This is a genomic window from Lentzea sp. (assembly GCF_036380075.1).
Taxonomy (GTDB): Bacteria; Actinomycetota; Actinomycetes; order Mycobacteriales; family Pseudonocardiaceae; genus Lentzea.
The window spans coordinates 1-16,236 of record NZ_DASVFL010000126.1 but is presented as its reverse complement, the minus strand read 5'-3'; the positions used below and the strand labels follow the sequence as shown (position 1 = coordinate 16,236).

The 16,236-nt window shown below is 69.9% G+C and carries 7 protein-coding genes; all 7 read right to left on the bottom strand.

Annotated elements, in window-relative coordinates; genetic code table 11:
- The coding region (locus tag VF330_RS15725; RefSeq protein WP_330852334.1) for a right-handed parallel beta-helix repeat-containing protein at positions 1 to 3,125 on the bottom strand (3,125 nt) is incomplete at its 3' end.
- Positions 3,122 to 5,863, bottom strand: coding sequence for a hypothetical protein (locus VF330_RS15720; RefSeq protein WP_330852333.1), 2,742 nt, complete (start codon positions 5,861 to 5,863; stop codon positions 3,122 to 3,124). The genes VF330_RS15720 and VF330_RS15725, both read right to left, overlap by 4 nt.
- The gene (gene eccB / locus VF330_RS15715; protein WP_330852332.1) at positions 5,863 to 7,206 is read right to left on the bottom strand and encodes a type VII secretion protein EccB; all 1,344 of its coding nucleotides are present in this window, start codon (positions 7,204 to 7,206) and stop codon (positions 5,863 to 5,865) included. Before eccB ends, VF330_RS15720 begins: the two co-directional genes overlap by 1 nt.
- A 6-nt stretch (positions 7,207 to 7,212) precedes the next feature.
- Positions 7,213 to 8,613 carry a type VII secretion integral membrane protein EccD gene (gene eccD / locus VF330_RS15710; protein WP_330852331.1) on the bottom strand — a complete coding sequence of 467 codons (1,401 nt, stop codon included), beginning with the start codon at positions 8,611 to 8,613 and terminating at the stop codon, positions 7,213 to 7,215.
- Entirely contained in the window at positions 8,610 to 12,659 is a 4,050-nt protein-coding gene (eccCa, locus tag VF330_RS15705; protein WP_330852330.1) for a type VII secretion protein EccCa, read from the bottom strand. Before eccCa ends, eccD begins: the two co-directional genes overlap by 4 nt.
- On the bottom strand, positions 12,656 to 15,469 hold the full coding sequence (locus tag VF330_RS15700) for a hypothetical protein (protein WP_330852329.1): 2,814 nt from the start codon (positions 15,467 to 15,469) through the stop codon (positions 12,656 to 12,658). Before VF330_RS15700 ends, eccCa begins: the two co-directional genes overlap by 4 nt.
- Before the next feature lie 57 nt (positions 15,470 to 15,526).
- Complete coding sequence (locus VF330_RS15695) at positions 15,527 to 16,171, bottom strand: hypothetical protein (protein ID WP_330852328.1); 645 nt, start codon at positions 16,169 to 16,171, stop codon at positions 15,527 to 15,529.
- Between the last annotated feature and the right edge of the window lie 65 nt (positions 16,172 to 16,236).

Sequence of the window (16,236 nt, the reverse complement as noted above, 5' to 3'; positions counted from 1 at the left end):
ACCTCGTGCCCGCACCGCTCCAGCCGCCGCACAGCGAGGGTGGTGAGCTGGTCAGCGTCGTAGTTCGCAAAATCCCACCTCTCGGAGAAGCAGCCGCCGATGGCGGACGAGGCCTCGAAGAGACGCACCAGTGACCGGTTGTCACCGGACAGGACGACCACCGGACCTGACGGGGTGCGCCGGATCATGTCCACGAACGCGTCCACGGCTTCCGCACGATGGTCCGCCGAGTCGACGAGCCAGTCCCCGTCGGCCTCCAGCAGGAGCACACCGCCGTCCGCCTCCTCGAACGCGCTGCCGACCAGGCTCTGCGCCTGCCCGGGCCAGCGCGGGCAGAGGTCGCGCCCGAACGAGAGCTTCGTGACATGGCCGGTGCGCACGATTCCTAGCTCCGCGAGGCTTTGGGCGTAGAGCGTCGTGACAGCGCCGCGGCCCATGCCCCGCCGGCCCGCCAGCATCACGTTCGCGCGCAGGCCGGGACTTTTGTTGCGGCCCTTGAGCCCGCACAACTCCAGCAGCGTGCGGCCGGCCGCTTCCCGCACGCCGTCCAGTCCGGACAGCTCCGCGATGCGCCGCCACCCGAGAGTCGCCTCGACAGCGCCCACGGGATTGGTGGCCGCGTCCGGAGTGGCACCACGGGGAACCGACTCCCCGAGTGCGGCTATCTCCGCGACGAGGTCCTTGCCGGTGAGCCGGCTGAACTCGGCGTCCTTGCCCGGTGGCTCGAAGGCGAGCCGCGAAGCCTGGTTGTTCACCATGGACTCGAACAACTTGCGCGCCACACGGCCGTTGCCGAAGGTCTCGTTCTTGGGCACGCGCTCGAAGTAGTCGGTGAGCGCGTCCACAGCGTCGTCGGTCAGTTCGTAGTAGTGCTTGCGGCACAGGTTGGTCGTGATGGTGACGAGCTCGTCGACGCTGTAGTTGGGGAACTCGATGGTGCGCGAGAACCGGGAGGCCAGACCGGGGTTGGAGGCGAGGAACTGCTCCATCAGCTCGGAGTAGCCCGCCACGATCACGACGATCTCGTCGCGGTGGTCCTCCATCATCTTCATCAGCGTGTCGATGGCCTCCTGGCCGAAGTCCGGCCCACTGCCGCCGGACCCGCTCGACAGCGTGTACGCCTCGTCGATGAAGAGGACCCCGCCCATGGCCTTGGTGACGACCTCGGCGGTCTTGATCGCCGTCGCGCCGATGTACTGGGCCACGAGATCGGCACGGGCGACCTCGACCATGTGCCCCCTATCCAGGATGCCCAGTTCGGCCAGCACCGCGCCGTACAGGCGGGCGACTGTGGTCTTACCTGTGCCGGGCGGTCCCGCGAACACGAGGTGCCTGCTCATGGGAGGCATGGGCAGCCCCATCTGCTTGCGCTTCTGGGCCGTCTTGATGAGGTTGATCAGGCCGAGGACCTCGCGCTTCACGCTGTCGAGACCGATCAGCGTGTCGAGCTCGGCGAGCGGCCCCTCCAGTTCCTCGCCCATCGCGCCGCCGAGCGTGGGCTGGTCGTCGGTGCTCTGTACCGACACGGCCGGAGCGGGCTTCGGCCTCGCCTGGACCTCGGGGGCGGCGTCGGTGACCAGACCGGTGACCACCAGCCTCTCGTGCTCGACGGCCCGGCGGACCGGACTGCCGCCGTTGCCAGTGCTCGTGCAGTCGACGACGGCGACGGACTCCTCGGTGTCGAGCAGCACCCCGTCCCCGGCGTTGCCGGTGACCTCGCACTCGCGCACCTCGCCCTTCGCACCGCTGAGCAGGTGCACGCCGTGTCGCCGGGCTGATCGCACCCGGCACCGGACGGCCTGCAGCACACCGCCGGCGCCGACGGTGATGCCGTCCTCCGCGCCTTCTACCACCTCACTGTCCTGAACGGACAAGGAGGCGTCCTCGACGCGCATACCACCACCACGCAGCAACGTCGAGGTGATCTGCGCACGGGCGCCGCCCGCCAGCGTCACCAAACTCGGTGCGGAACCGATGACGCGCAGGTCGCTCAGCTCACCGCGCGAGCCTTCCACGAGGGACAGACCCACCGCGGCGGTCACCTCGACGGTCGCGTCGGTGATCATCAGTCGCGATCGGCCCTTCACCATCACGGCGGGTCCGGACTCGGGCACCAGGTGCAGTCCCCTGAACCGCACGGAGGACTCGGCGTCGAGCACCACCGCGCCGTGCGAGCTGCCCTCGACGCGCAGGTCGCCGAACTCCGGCTTGGACGCCGCGTCCACCAGCACGCCGACCGGGCTCGCGGTGACCCTGCAGTTGTCGAACCGGGGCGCCGCACCTCCGGTCACGTAGACGGCGTTGCGACCGGCGCCGTCGAAGCGGCAGTCGCGCATCAGCGGCTGCGCACCGCCCGCGATGTGCGCGGACTGCACGCCCGCGCCGCTGAAGACGGAGTTCTCGAGGAGCACTTCGCCGGTGCTGCACACGTAAAGATCGAGGCCCGCACTGCGGGTGACGGTGAGTCCCTGCACCACCGCACGAGCCTCCTGCTCGACCACGAGGGCGGGTTTGGCCGCCTCGGTGATCTCGCAGTCCTCGATCGCCAGCCGTCCCCGGCTGTTGACGCAGACGCCGTTCCCGCCGGCGTTGCGCACGAGAACTCGGCGCAGCACCAGTTCGCCCTCCTGTGTGACCACCACGCCGGAGGACTCCACATCGACGATCCTGGTGTCCTCGGCGCTGCTGGGCATCGACGACGTGACGACGAGGCCCGCTCCCGCGGTGTTCACGACTTCGCACCCGCGCAGCACCACGCATCCCTCGCCACGCGCGAGCACCGCCGCCCAGGACGCTGCCTGGACGCGGCAGCCGTCCAGTTCGATCTCGCCGTGCTGCACGTCCAGCACCGATGCCTTGGCGTCCTCGCCCCGCAACACCAGGCCGGAGAAGCGAGCGGCGGACGTGGCGGCGACGACGGTGCTCCCGGTGCGCGTCACGACCTCCACCGTGCCGGGCCCCTCCTCCGCGGCGACGGTGATCATCCGCGTGATCACGAGGGACTCCTCGTAACGGCCGGGCAGGACGCTGATCGTCGCGCCGTCCCGCGCCTCCCGGAGCGCGGCACCGATCGTCGGGTACCCGCCGGGCCGGTCCACCCCGACCAGCAGCAACTGGCGGTTCATTGCCCCTCCTCGTTCAGACGCACCAGGCCGGGAAGCAGTCCGAACCGGCTCATGACGGCGTTCGGGACACGCGTTTCGGAACCGTTCTCGCCCCAGGAATCCAGTGAGCGACGCAGGGAGTTCAGCGCCAGTTCGTCCAGCGAGGCCCGGTTCTCGTCGACCCGGCCGTCTGAGTCGATCTCGCCGACGGCCAGCTCGCGCAGGAGCACCCGCCCGCGTTCGCCGTTCTTCCGCTCGACCAGGTCGAGCACCTTGAAACTGGTGCCGGGCACGAACAACACGCGGTCGGTCACCGGATCCTGCTCGGGTTCGAGCAGCTTCGTGCGCCGCGCGGTCATCGACCACACCACGACATCCACCTCTCCGGCAGCGCGCTGCCTGTCGCAGGGCGCGCTCAGCGCATTGACGAAGCCCCACTCGGTGACGAACTTCCGGCTCCGGTAGAGCTCCCACTCCTGTTCGGTGGGTGAAGTCGCGAAGACCGCCGCACCGCGGTGGGACGGCAGCCTGCTCAGCCCCGACACCACGCACCGCGCGAACGGCACGTGCGGACCGACCGAACCGGTGCGCAACGCCGAGTCGAGCCCGTGGCCCTCACCGGACAGGTAGAGCCGGATCGCCACCGCGTCGGTCAGTACGCCGGTGCTGCGTTCCACCGCCCCCTGGAAACCGGGGTGCTCGGACATGATCCGGCTGACCGAGTTCGCCACCGCCGCGTACTCGCGTGCCAAGGTGCTGCGGATCCAGCCGCGTTCCTCGTCGAGGCCGCGCTTCGGCACCAGTGCGGCCGCGGCGGTGGACGGCGTGGGCTGCACGCGGCTGGAAAACGTCGCTGCGGGCGGCAGCGAGACAGCAGGAGCGGCGGCGGGCACCTCCTCCCTGAGCGGTCGTGGCAGCACCGGTTGCGGCTCGGTAGGCCTCGGGGCGACCAGCGAGCGGGGCATGGGAGGAGGTGTCGCGCCCGGGTGAGCTGCCACGGGGTCCCGTTGTTCCTCGCCAGGGGTGCTCGCGGGGGGCGCCGCGGCCGTGACGTCACCGACCGGGGAAAGCGGTCCGCCGGTCGGTGTCCGCGGGACGACGTCCCTCACGACGGGCAAGCCGGCCGCTGCGGCCATCGGCGGGAGTGGCGGAGGTGACTGCGGACCTGCGGACGGCCATTCCGGGGTGCCTGGCGGGAAGCCCGGCCCGCCCACCAGTGAGGCAGGTGGGCTCACCTGCGCCGCGGTCAGGACATCCAGCGCCGGGGAAGACGTTCCCGCCTCGGAGACGAGCGGAGGGGGTGGCGCGGTACCGAGGTCGCCGGCACTGGCCGGCCCCATCACGTTCACCGACCACGACGGTCGCATGGCGTCGGCTTCGCCGGCGGTCATCGGGGACAGCGCGACCGGTAGGAGAGCATCGTGCCGCAGCGTGGCGGTCGGTGACTCCGGCGCCTCGATCGCCGTCGGCGAGGCCTGGTCCATCGCCGCCATCGCCGGTCCGCCCACCTCGGCACGGCGCCTCAGCACGGCGTCCGAGCGCACCACTCCAGACAGTTGCCGTGTGGCGGGTTCCAGACTGCCGAAGACGTCGGCGGCGAGTTCGCGGATGACGTCGCCGTGGCTGTCCTCGAACAGAACCTGGTGCCGGTCCCCGTCGGGCAAGGCGGAGCGCACCGCGTGGGCGTGCGGCAGTTCGCGGTCAGGACGTAGCCACAGCCCGGATGGCACCACCTCCAGCACCACGCCGGGGGCGTAGCGGTAGGCGGCGGGGCCGACCTGCTCGATGCCGAAGATCGGGTTGCGGTGCGCCGACAGCATCGGAACCGGCGTCATGCCGTTGGAGGGCGTGTAGGTCACTTCCTCCGCCCAGTTGCGCCAGCCGAGAGAACCGTCGGCGCGCAGCGTGAAGATCTCCGGTTCGAGGCGTGAGCCGACCGGGATGCCGGTGTAGCAGACGACCTGCTCCCCCACCGCGTCGGCGAGCGCCTGCCCGTAGGCGGCGGTGCCCGGTAGCGTCAGAGGGCCGAGCTTGACCAGCCGCAGCCGACCGCGCACCTCCGGGGGAAGCCAGCCCCAGAAGCGGATGACGTCGTACACCGAGATCGGCGGGCTGCCGGGACAGCCCAGCACCACCGTGCACACCTCGGGCTGTGCCGGCAGGGCCTCGACCAAGCGCTTGCGGTGCAATCGAAGGACGCTCTCCGGGCCACGCGGGCGCAACCACACACCGCCGGGAAGCGGCTCGACAACGCTGCCGGCGCTGGTCGGCATGATCTCCACCAGCGGCGACGCGCCCTCCCAGACAGGCCGCGGAAAACGTTTTCCATCAGCCACCGGCGGCTTGCCCGGCTGGAAGCGGACCCAGCCCGTGCCCCAGCCGGAGTCAACGAACAACGTGCCGCCGAGGCCGCGCATCACCGCGCCGTCGGGGGCGACCACCGTGCGGTTGAGCCGCTCGGACAGCCACTGCCCGGCGAGCGCCGTCGTCTCGCGTGAGCGACCGCTGATCACCAGCCGCACGCCGCGGCGCTTGCGGGGCAACAGCTTCGCGGCCGACTCCCACACCGCGAACGAACTGTCCACCGGCAGGTCGACGACGACCAGCTCGTGCTCCGGATCGGCGGCGAGGCCCAGTGCGAGGTCGCGGATCTCATCCCGCAGCACGTGCTTCGGCCGCACCACCAGGGTGTTCCCGATCGTGTGACCGATCATGTCGCGATCGCCGCTGGTCTCCGGGCTCTTGGTCAGCAGACCCATCAGCCACGTCCTTTCTCGAACACGCCCACGGCGGCCCGGCTCAGCGCCGGGCCGCTCGGGATCTGGTCCAGCACCGTCTTCGTCACCGGACGGGGCTGAACGCCGCCGAACCCCAGGGCGGTCACGGTCTCGTCATCGGCGAGCACGTACTTCACGCCGCGGTCGGTGATCAGGTACCGGTCGGGCTTCGCCCCGGCGGCGGCCGGTGCGGGCACGGAGGCGGCGAGCACGCCGGTTCCGCCCTTGAGCGTCACACCCGGCCGGGCCTGCTCGCGGTCCACGAGCACCGGGGTGCTGCGTACCGCGGAACCGTTGCTCTCCTGCTTGAGGCACAACGCCTTCTCACCGGCGGAGATCGCCTTCGACGCCATGAGGTCGGGGATGCGCCCGGCGAGCGAGGTGTCCGCCGATCGCGGCGCGCTCGCGATCGACGCGGCGTCCAGCTCCACGGCGGGCTTGCCGGTGGCCGCCTCCAACAGAGCGGCCTCCGTTCTTGACGCCACGGCGAGGCCGTCGGCGCGCAGGACGGTGAAGTTCTGCGTACCGTTGCCGACCGACTGCCGGAAGACGGTGCCCACCTGCCGTGCGACACCGCCGATCTCGACCTTCCGGTTCCGGTCGGGGATCTCCGCGGCGTTCACGTCGGGGCCGGCGGGCAGTGCGGCCAGCCAGGACTCCGGAGCGACCGGCGGCGTCGTGGCGCCCAGGCCGAGCGCGACGGTCATCGTACGGTTCGCCAGCTTCATCCTGCCCTGGGGCACGACGACGTACTCGGCGCCCTCGGATGAGGCGACCCACATGTACTCGTCGTCTCCGAAGGGGGTCACCGGAACGCCGGCGTCGAAGCTGATGCTCGGTGCCCCGTCTCGCACCTGGGCGGGAGGCAGGCACGAGACCCACGGCGTGGTCATCAGCGAACCGGCGGAGGGCACGGGGTCGGGGGCGTTCGCCACGCCGACCGGAGAGGCAGCGCGTGGCACGTCTTTGAGAGAGGCTCGGGAGATCACCTCGACCTTCGCGGTACCTCCCTGCAGCAGCATCGCCGAGGCGTGGTTGAGCACCGGCACGAGCCGGCCGTCCCGGTAGACGAACCTGGTCCCGCTCTCCTTCTCGACCACGATGACGTTCGGCTTCGCCCACGCCGTGCTGCCGCCGGGGTTCAGGAGCCCGTACACCCAGAAACCGATGCCGACGAGCAGCCCCACGACCAGCCCGAACACCAGTCCCATCGTCGCCCGCCGGGCGGGGGTCTCGCTGTAGTTGGTGTCTCCCAGCAACAGGGCGGCGCTCATCCGTCCGACGAGCGTCTTGTACGCGTGGACGTGGTCCTTCTTCGTCTGCACCCGACGTCACCCGGCCAGACCGCGAGCCCAGGTGAAGACACCCAGTGCGTGCAACACGAACGGCACCAGCGCGAGGCACACGACGTTCTCGAGAACGTCGCCCATGTGCGGCCAGATCGGCAGCACGCGGCGGTGTGCGGGCCTCAACGCGGCCATCACCAGCAGCAGGGCGCCTGCCACGAGGACGACGGTGCCCAGCACCCGCTCCTGGTCGCTCATTCCGGCGAGCAGACTCAGTGCGAGCAGGACGAGCCCCCAGGCACCGGTGACCGCGAGCGCCGTGCGCTGGGCGGTGTTGAGGTACTCCCTGGAGCGCAGCAGCACTGCCGAGGCCAGGAGACCGGCCAGCACGTGGTTCAGCCAGTCCGCCTCGCGCAGCAGGTACCAGAACCCGAACGCGAAGAGCACCGCGGAGCCGATGGTGAGGACGCTGAGGTACCGGTCAGCCTCACCGGTCTGCGCGATGAGCTCGTCCGCGGCCATCGGCTCGATGTCGATCTTCATCTCGTCCGCGTTGCGCGGGAGCTGCGGGCCACGCAGCCGCGCCGCCCTGGTGGCGAGCTTCGGCGCGAACAACAGCAGGACGAAGAACGAGGCCATCACCACCGTGGACACCTGCAGCGTCGTGAGCACCATGCCGACCCGCAGCCACATCGCCACCAAAGCACCGAACCCGGCGACGGCCGCACATCCGAGCGGGACGATCGGGAGTTCCCGCGCGAAGAGACGTTGCGCCACCAGCAGAGCCGCCGCCGTCACTCCCATCGCCAGGCCACCGGACAACACCGAGCCCTCCGGCGAGAACAGCGCGTTCTCCACTCCCGCGTCGGCGATCAGCGCCGCGAGCCCGGCGAACGCGCAACAGGCGACGCCGGTGACCGCGGCGAGGCCGCGGTCGGCGATCGTCCGTGCGACGACCACGGCCGTGACTCCCAGCACCAGCGCCAGGACACCGGCCGTCACGGCGGCGAACGCGGTGCCGGAGTTGAGGAACAGCGAGATCGCGATCGTCACGAACGCGACGGCCGTGAGGCTGAGGAACAGACTCCGGTTGACCTCGGGGTTCCACCGGTTGCCCTGGCGGTTCACCGCCGTGGCCATGCCATCGGCGATGTCGTCGAAGTCGAGTTCGGGGAAGGGGCTTTCCGCACGGGTGAGGTAGAACTGCTCTCCGTCGAGCCAGTCGAGCGTCTCGGGCGTTCCGTCCGGGTCGAACGGCGCCTCACCCAGGCGCTGCAGCGACCAGGACCCGTACTCGTTACCCTCGGCCCGGTCCTGGTCCCTCACCACGTGCCGCACGAGCGTGGGCAGCAGGGCCGCGAGGCTGGTCGACGCCGGCACGGCGAGATCCGCCCGGCCGTTCGCTCCGACCACCGTGATTCGGCAGAGTTCCGGCGTTCTGGTCACTGTCCCTCGTTCCTGGACACGGCCGCGGCCAGGTGGCCGCCGTGCGTCGCGCCTTCGTGCTGTGTGGTGCCGACCGGGACGAGACCGGTCTGGATCAGCCTGATGCCCCGGCGCGTCACCATCTGCGCGCGACCGGGCGGCAGGGTGCGGGGACCGGCCTCGCCCAGGAACTTGCCCTCCTCCTTCGGGTAGGAGAAGAGCAGGCCCGGCGTTCCGAGCTCCCACAGCCGCCTCATGACCGGATCCATCATGCCGCGCATGGCATTGGCGCTGCTGCGGGCGATGACGAGGTGCAGTCCGATGTGGACACCCTGTGCCAGCAGCGGCAGCAGCGCGTCCATCGGGGTACCCATCCCCATGCCGGACCCGATCAGTTCGTGGTCGTCGACGACCACGAACAGCTGTGGTCCCTCCCACCAGTCCCTGCGGCGCAGCTGCTCCGAGGAGACATCGGGGCCGGGAACCCTCTTGTGCAGGGACACGGCGGCCTTGGTCGCCAGGTCCTCGAGCGCGTCGCCGCTGACGACGTGCCCGATGCGGTACTCGTCGGGCACCATTCCGTCGAGATCACGGCGGGAGTCGGCGATGAGGATCTTCACCTCGTCCGGCCGGTGCCCGTTCACGATGGAGCGCAGCACCAGACGCAGCGCGTTGGTCTTGCCGGTCTCCGCGTCGCCCATCACGAACAGGTGCGGCAGCGCGTTGAAGTCGTGCCAGACCGGGTTGAGCCGCTGCTCGTCCAGGCCGAGGCAGACTCGCAGGCCCTCGGGCTCTGGCAGGTCCACCGCCGGCAGGCGCATGGGCAGGAGCCGCACACCAGGGGCGTTGCGTCCCGGCCAGAACGTCCGCACTTCCTCCACGATGGACTTCGTGGCGGTCGCGAGGTCCTCGGTCTCCGTCGACCCGTCGAGACGTGGCAGGGCGGCGAGGAAGTGGAACCCGGAACTCGTGAGTCCGCGTCCCGGCTGGTTCGGCACCGTCGCGGCCTTGCGGCCCTGCACCTCCGACTCCATCGCGTCGCCCAGGCGCAGCTCGAACCTGGTGCCCAGCACGTCACGCAGCCAGGGCCGGATTTCCGACCACCGGGTGGAGGAGACCACGAGGTGGATGCCGAAGGACAGGCCTCGGGCGGCGATCTCGGTCAGCTTGGTCTCGAGGTCACCGAAGTCCTGGCGCAACGTGAACCAGCCGTCGATGACGAGGAAGACCTCACCGTGCGGGTCGTCGATCCGGCCGCTTCTGCGGGCCGCGCGGTAGTCGGCCATCGACTCGAACCCGTGTTCGGCGAAGGCGTTCTCCCGCTTCTCCATGACCTGCACGACTTCTTCGAACGTGCGGACGACGCGGTCACGCTCCATGCGGGTCGCGACGGAGCCCACGTGTGGCAGGCCGCTGACCGACATGATGCCGCCACCGCCGAAGTCGAGGCCGTAGAACTGGACCTCGTCCGGGGTGTGGGTCAGCGCGAGACCGAGGATGAGCGTCCGCAGCAACGCCGATTTGCCGCTCATGGGCGCGCCGACGATGCCGACGTGCCCGTCGGCGCCGGAGAGGTCGGCGACCAGCAGTTCGCGCATCTGCTCGTACGGCAGGTCGACCAGGCCGACGGGCACCCGCAGGCGGCCTCGCACCACCGGGTCGTCGACCGTCATGCCCAGCACCGGATCCGGCAGAACGCTGGGCAGGAGCGAGTCGAGCGACGGCGACGCCGCCAGCGGCGGCAACCAGACCTGGCGCGCCGCCGGTCCGGCTCCCGCCAGGCGGTTGATCAGCACCTCGACCAGGCTCGGCGCCTCCTCGCCCGCGGCCGTCTCGGGAACGACGTCCCGCGCGGACAGCTCGTCGTCCTGCTCGGCCGGCCGCAGCAGGTGCGCGCCGGGGTTGGGCGAGGTGTAGAACGGGATGATCTCTCCCGCCGCGGCCTCCTCCTGGTTCTCCACGTCGCCCTCGGGCGCCGCCACCTTGCACGGGCCCGAGACGTAGGCGCTCTTGAACCGGACCAGCGTCGTCGTGTCGATCTTGAGGTAGCCGTTGCCCGGACCGGATGGCAGCTCGTAGGCATCGGCGACGCCGATGACGCTGCGGGACTCCATCGACGAGAAGGTCCGCAGCGCGACCCGGTAGGACAGGTGTCCCTCGACGCGGTGGATGCGGCCCTCGTCCAGGCGCTGGGAAGCAAGCAGCAGGTGCACGCCGAGCGAGCGCCCCAACCGTCCGATGGAGACGAACAGGTCCATGAACTCCGGCTTGGCACTCAGCAGCTCGGAGAACTCGTCGACGATCACGAGCAGTGTCGGCAACGGGGGCAGGACACCTCCGGCGAGGCGGGCCTTCTCGTACTCGAACAGCGAGGAGTGGCCGCTCGCGCGGAGGATCTCCTGGCGCCTCGTCATCTCGCCGTTGAGCGAGTCCTGCATCCGGTCGACGAGAGGGAGCTCGTCAGCGAGGTTGGTGATCACCGCAGAGGTGTGCGGCAGCTTCTCCATGTTGAGGAACGTGGCACCACCCTTGAAGTCCACGAGGACGAGGTTCAGGGTGTCCGACGAGTGCGTGGCGGCGAGGCTGCACACGAGAGTGCGCAGCAGCTCGCTCTTGCCGGAACCAGTGGCGCCGATCAGCATGCCGTGCGGGCCCATGCCGCCTTGGGCGGACTCCTTGAGGTCGATCTCGACGACCTCGCCGTCCTCGGTGACGCCGATCGGCACCTGGAGCCGGGTGCGCTGCGGTGTCTTGTGCCGCCATTGGGCTTGGACGTCGTAGGTGTGCACGTCCCGGATTCCCAGCAGCGCGGTCAGCTCGAAGTCGTTCTCGAACGGGCGGTCGGCGATCTCGACGACGCCGCTGGTGCGCTTGGGCGCGAGCAGCCGCGCGAGCACGTCGGCCTGCGCCGTGCTGAGCGCGTCGCAGGACGCGGTCGCCTTCTCCTCGCCGGCCGGGTAGCTGATCTCGCCGTCGCGGCAGGTCAGCCGGAGCACCTTGGCACCACCGGGCAACATGCCGGTGGCGTCCAGCAGAACCACGTTGCGCAGTCCCGGCCCGAACAGGGGCGAGTGGTCGGGAATGGTGGCGAGGTGGGCGATGACCACGACGAACGGCTCCACCGCACCGGCGAGCACGCCCTTGTCGTGATCACCGCGGTCGGTGACGTCCGGTCCCAGCAGCGCGATGAGCTCGTCGTGGTCGCACGTGAGCATGCGCACCGGTCCGGCGAGGTCGCGCGCCGTCGGATGTGCTGTGTGCGGCAACCACTTCACCCAGTCCCAGTCGGCCTGGTTCTGCGGTGCGGTCAGCACGGCCACCCGCAGTTCGTCGGGCGCGTGGAAGGTGACCAGCTGGCCGATCATGGCCCGCACCAGGCCGACGGCGGCGTCCGGGTCACCCGCGAACTCGACGCTGGTGAAACTCCGCAGCCCGACGGAGATCGGGATGCCGTTCACGGTGCGGTAGGTCTCGCTGAAGCGCCGCAACGAGATCGCGCACAGCGGTTCGAGGTCCTCGATCGGCTTGGTGGACGGCGGGGTGAACTCCATCGCCGCCTGCTGCACACCGAGCCCGATGCGGACGCGGCCGAAGTCGTCGTGACTCCCCCGCCGTTCCCACAGACGAGGCCCCTCGACCAGTGCCCACAGCCAGGACGGGTCGGGGTTGGTCCACGCGACCGCCGTCCGCTGCTCGGTGCCCTTCTCCCGCGCGCGACGACGCAGCTGGGAGATGTAGCGCAGGTAGTCGCGGCGTTCGGCGTTGAGCTTCTGCTTGCGTTCGGCGCCGGTGCGCATCAGCTGGCTGACCGCCATGGAGACCATGCCGATGGCCATCGCGCCGGACATGATGATCATCAAGGGCGTTCCGCCGCCGGACGACCCGATGCTGGAGAACATCAGGATCATCGCGATCGGCCCGAGCGCCATGGGGACGACCATCAGCGCGGAGCTGTAGTCGCGCGTGGCGGGCTCCGGCATCACCGGTGGTTCCTGGAGCTCCTCCTCGTCGTCCGGCACCTCCGGCGCGGCCAGACGGGGTCCGCGTTTGACCGTGACCGTGCTCAATCGATGACTCCAGGCCTCTTGGGCGCGACAGGTGCTGCCCAGGCCGCACCTTCCTGCTTGAGCAGTTCGACGGAGCGACGCTCCTTCTCCTCTTCGGCCGCGGCGGCCTCTTCCTCGGCGCGCGCCTGTTCCTCAGCGCGCCTGCGCTCCTCGTCCTCGTCGACCTCCTCGCCGCTGCAGGTGGGCAGCCCGCTATCCTCGAAGTGGATCCGGGGTATGAGATCGGACTCGTCGCTGAAGGCCGGCGTCGCCGCCGTGGCCATCACCGAGGAGCGGGCCGCGGTGTGGTTCGTGGCGTGCGCCCACGGGGTCGACTCCCGCAACGCGTAGTCCGGCGCATGGCCGTCAGCCTCGTCCTGTGCAGCAGGACGGGGGGCCCACACGGGGACGGCTACCGCACCGCTGGTGTTCCACGCGGCGAAGTCCTCTCCGCGGTCGGCGGGGCGCACGACGGCCACCCGGTCCCCCGCCGGCGTGACGGACTCGACCGGCACACCGGGAAGCGCCACCGCGGGGGCTCCGCCAGGAGCCGAAACCTCTTGCGGCACGGCGAACTCCGGTAGCAGCGGAGCTTCGACGGCGACAGCCTCATCGTCACGATCGGCGGGCCCAGGCACCGGTCCGCTCTCCCAGGCCGCACGCTCACCACCCACCAGGGCGGACGCCTCCGTCCACCGCGGACCTCGTGGGGAATTGGCGGGTGTGCTCGCCCCAGAGGGGGTGAGTGGAGCGAGCACACCGCCGCGCGTCACGATCTCGTCGCCTCCGAGACCCGACGCGCCGGGCCGCTGCTGGTGAGGCGCGGCCCAGTACTCACGCTCGTTGCCGGGCGAGGCGCCGATCTCCGGATCGCCGACGCCCTGCGGCACAAGTCCTTCCCAGGGAGCGACTTCGGCACCGATCAAACCCGACGCGTCAGAACGCTCCGGTCCACTGACACCTGCTGCGGCACCAGGAGCCATCGGCGGCATCATCGGCACGCCAGGCGCCCCGACCGACTCGCCGACGACGGGAGGCGCAGCAGACCACCGCTCACGCTCACCACCCAGCTGAGCAGCACCCAGCTCCGGGTCACCAAACGCCGGAACCCCAGCACTCTCCCACGGCGCGACCTCACCACCGATCAAACCAGAAGCGTCAGAACGCTCCGAACCATTGGCGCCCGCACCGCTACCCGCGCCAGGAGCCATCGGCGGCATCATCGGCATACCAGGCATACCCGAAGCCGGCACACCGGACGGAGACACAGCAGACCACCGCTCACGCTCACCACCGAGCTGAGCAGCACCCAGCTCCGGATCACCGAACGCCGGAACCCCGGCACTCTTCCAGGGGTCGATCTCGCCCCCGATCAGACCGGACGCATCGGAACGCTCCGAACCATTGGCGCCCGCACCATTACCTGCCCCAGGAGCCATCGGCGGCATCATCGGCATACCGGGCATGCCGGCTCCCGGCCGGTCTTCCAGCCCGAGGCCCTGCGGCGCGGTGCCCGCGGCCCAGCCGGTGGGCGGCGTCGTGGACGCGTTGGGCGTCTTCGCGCCGTCGAACGGGGCGATGCTCGCGCGCTGGAGCGGTGTCAGGCCGGTACCGGCCGCGGAACCCGGCTTGGGAACGTTGACACCGTTGGACGAACCGGGACCGCTCGACGAGGTGAAGGCGGACGGTGAGAACGGCATCGGGCTGATGCCGTTCGGAACCCCGGTTCCGTTGAACGGCTGCGGCGAGAACGAGCTGCCGGACGGCAGATTCGCGGGGTCGAACGCGTTCGCGCCACCCGGCGAACGGGTGCCGGACGCGTCGAAAGGCGTCGGGGTGAAGGCGTTCCCGCCATCGACAACCATGCCTCTCGCGTTGAAGGGGGCCGGATCCGTGCTCTGGAACGAACTGGGCGACAGGTCGGGCACGGCGGACTTGGTGGGGGCGATGGAGGCACTCACCGGATCCGGGCCTTGGAAAGAGCTGGGAGGCGAATCGGGCATCGCGAACCTGGTGGGGGCGATCGAGGCACTCACCAGATCCGGACTCTGGGTCAAGCCGGGAGGCAGATCGGGCACCGCGAACTTGGTGGGAGCGATCGAGGCCCTGTCCAGGTCCGGATTCTCACGATTGCCCGGCGGAGCCTTGGGCACGTCCGCCAGCGGCTTCGGGGTCGGCGGAGCGGCGAGTTCCGTGTCGAACTTCATGACCTCGTAGTCACTCGCGAGATCCTTCAGGACCTTGCGCATGTCCGCGGTCATCATGGCGACGATCTCCGGGAACTTGCCGATCACGACCCGGCCGTCAGGCATGATCACGTCCTGGCGGTTGCCGATGTTCCTCCTCGCCTGCTCCGCGTAGTGCAGGTCGATCGCGTGAACGGTCTGCTGGGCCCAGTTGAGGTGGTTGGCCGCCCTCCACAGCTGTTCCGCCACCGGGTTCAACTTCGCCGGGCCTCCGGCGAGCTGGTCGGCGTGGTTGGTGAACGCCCTCGAGAACTGGTCCATCATGACGAGGAACGACTTGGCTGCCTCGCCGGACCACGGCCCGTTGTCGCCCGCGAGTGCTTTCGCCTGAGCTGCCACGTTCTTGCCGATGGAGTAGAGCAGTTCCTGTGTGGCGCGGAAACTCAGCGCGGCGTCGTAGAGGGTGAGGGGATTCGCCGGACCGGCCAGGCGGTCCTCGCTGGCGTTGCTGACGACCGCGGCGGTCCCGTAGATCGACGCCTTGATCTGTTTCCAGTCCCAAGCCTCGTAGTCGGCACGGGTCGTGCCGGCTCCGCTGCCGGTGGCGACGAGGCCGCCGGAGGCGTTCTTGAAGTTGTCAGCCATGTCAGGGAGCTTTCGTGTTCGCGGGAACTACGGCCCGTGCTGGAAGGAGGTCGCGGGTCAGGCGCGGCCGGTGGCGGCCGGGTTACCGGTGGCGGGAAGACCGGTGGTCACGCCGGGAAGTCCGGTGGCGCCGAGGGCGGGACTGACGGGGGCGCCGATGGCCTTCGTGAGCCAGTCGCTGGCACTCTGCATGTGCTCGCCGAGGTCACGGCCGGTGGCCTTGTTCAGCTCCTCCGAGGTGGCGTAAGCCGTGGCCAGCTTCTCGAGTTCTTCCGCGGTTTTCGTGATGGCCTGGATGGACCTCTCCACGAAAGCGAGGGTCGCCGGCTGGACCGCGTCGCCCTTGCCGCCGCCCGTCACCTTCATGATCAGTTCGTTGGCGTCGTAGAAGGCGCCGGGGGAAAGTTTCACGCCCTGCATCTTCTGCTGGATCTCCGTGAGCGGAGCCAGCATCATGCGCAAGTTCTGTGCGAAGGTCTTCAGGGCCACGGTGCTCACCTTGATGCCGTTACCCGCGCCCGGATCTCCGGCCACCGTCTTCGGCCACGGGTACTTGTTCTCGTAGTAGCCCGGGATTCCGCCGGTCTTCACGTCATCGGGAACCGTGGTCCCGTCGAAGTTCTTGACCCCTGGCGCCGTCGGAGGCGAAGTAGACGGCTGTGCCTGACCTTTCGATCCATTCTTCGCGGGCATGTCCGACATCGGGGAGCTCCTCGTGGACGAATGTCGATCTGAGTCCTGAAGTGGTGCCACCGGAGCTGCAATCC

Excerpts from the sequence above, each read along its gene's own strand:
- VF330_RS15720 (WP_330852333.1), bottom strand. The coding sequence starts at position 5,863 with ATGGGTCTGCTGACCAAGAGCCCGGAGACCAGCGGCGATCGCGACATG.
- VF330_RS15700 (WP_330852329.1), bottom strand. The coding sequence starts at position 15,469 with ATGGCTGACAACTTCAAGAACGCCTCCGGCGGCCTCGTCGCCACCGGC.
- VF330_RS15695 (WP_330852328.1), bottom strand. The coding sequence starts at position 16,171 with ATGTCGGACATGCCCGCGAAGAATGGATCGAAAGGTCAGGCACAGCCG.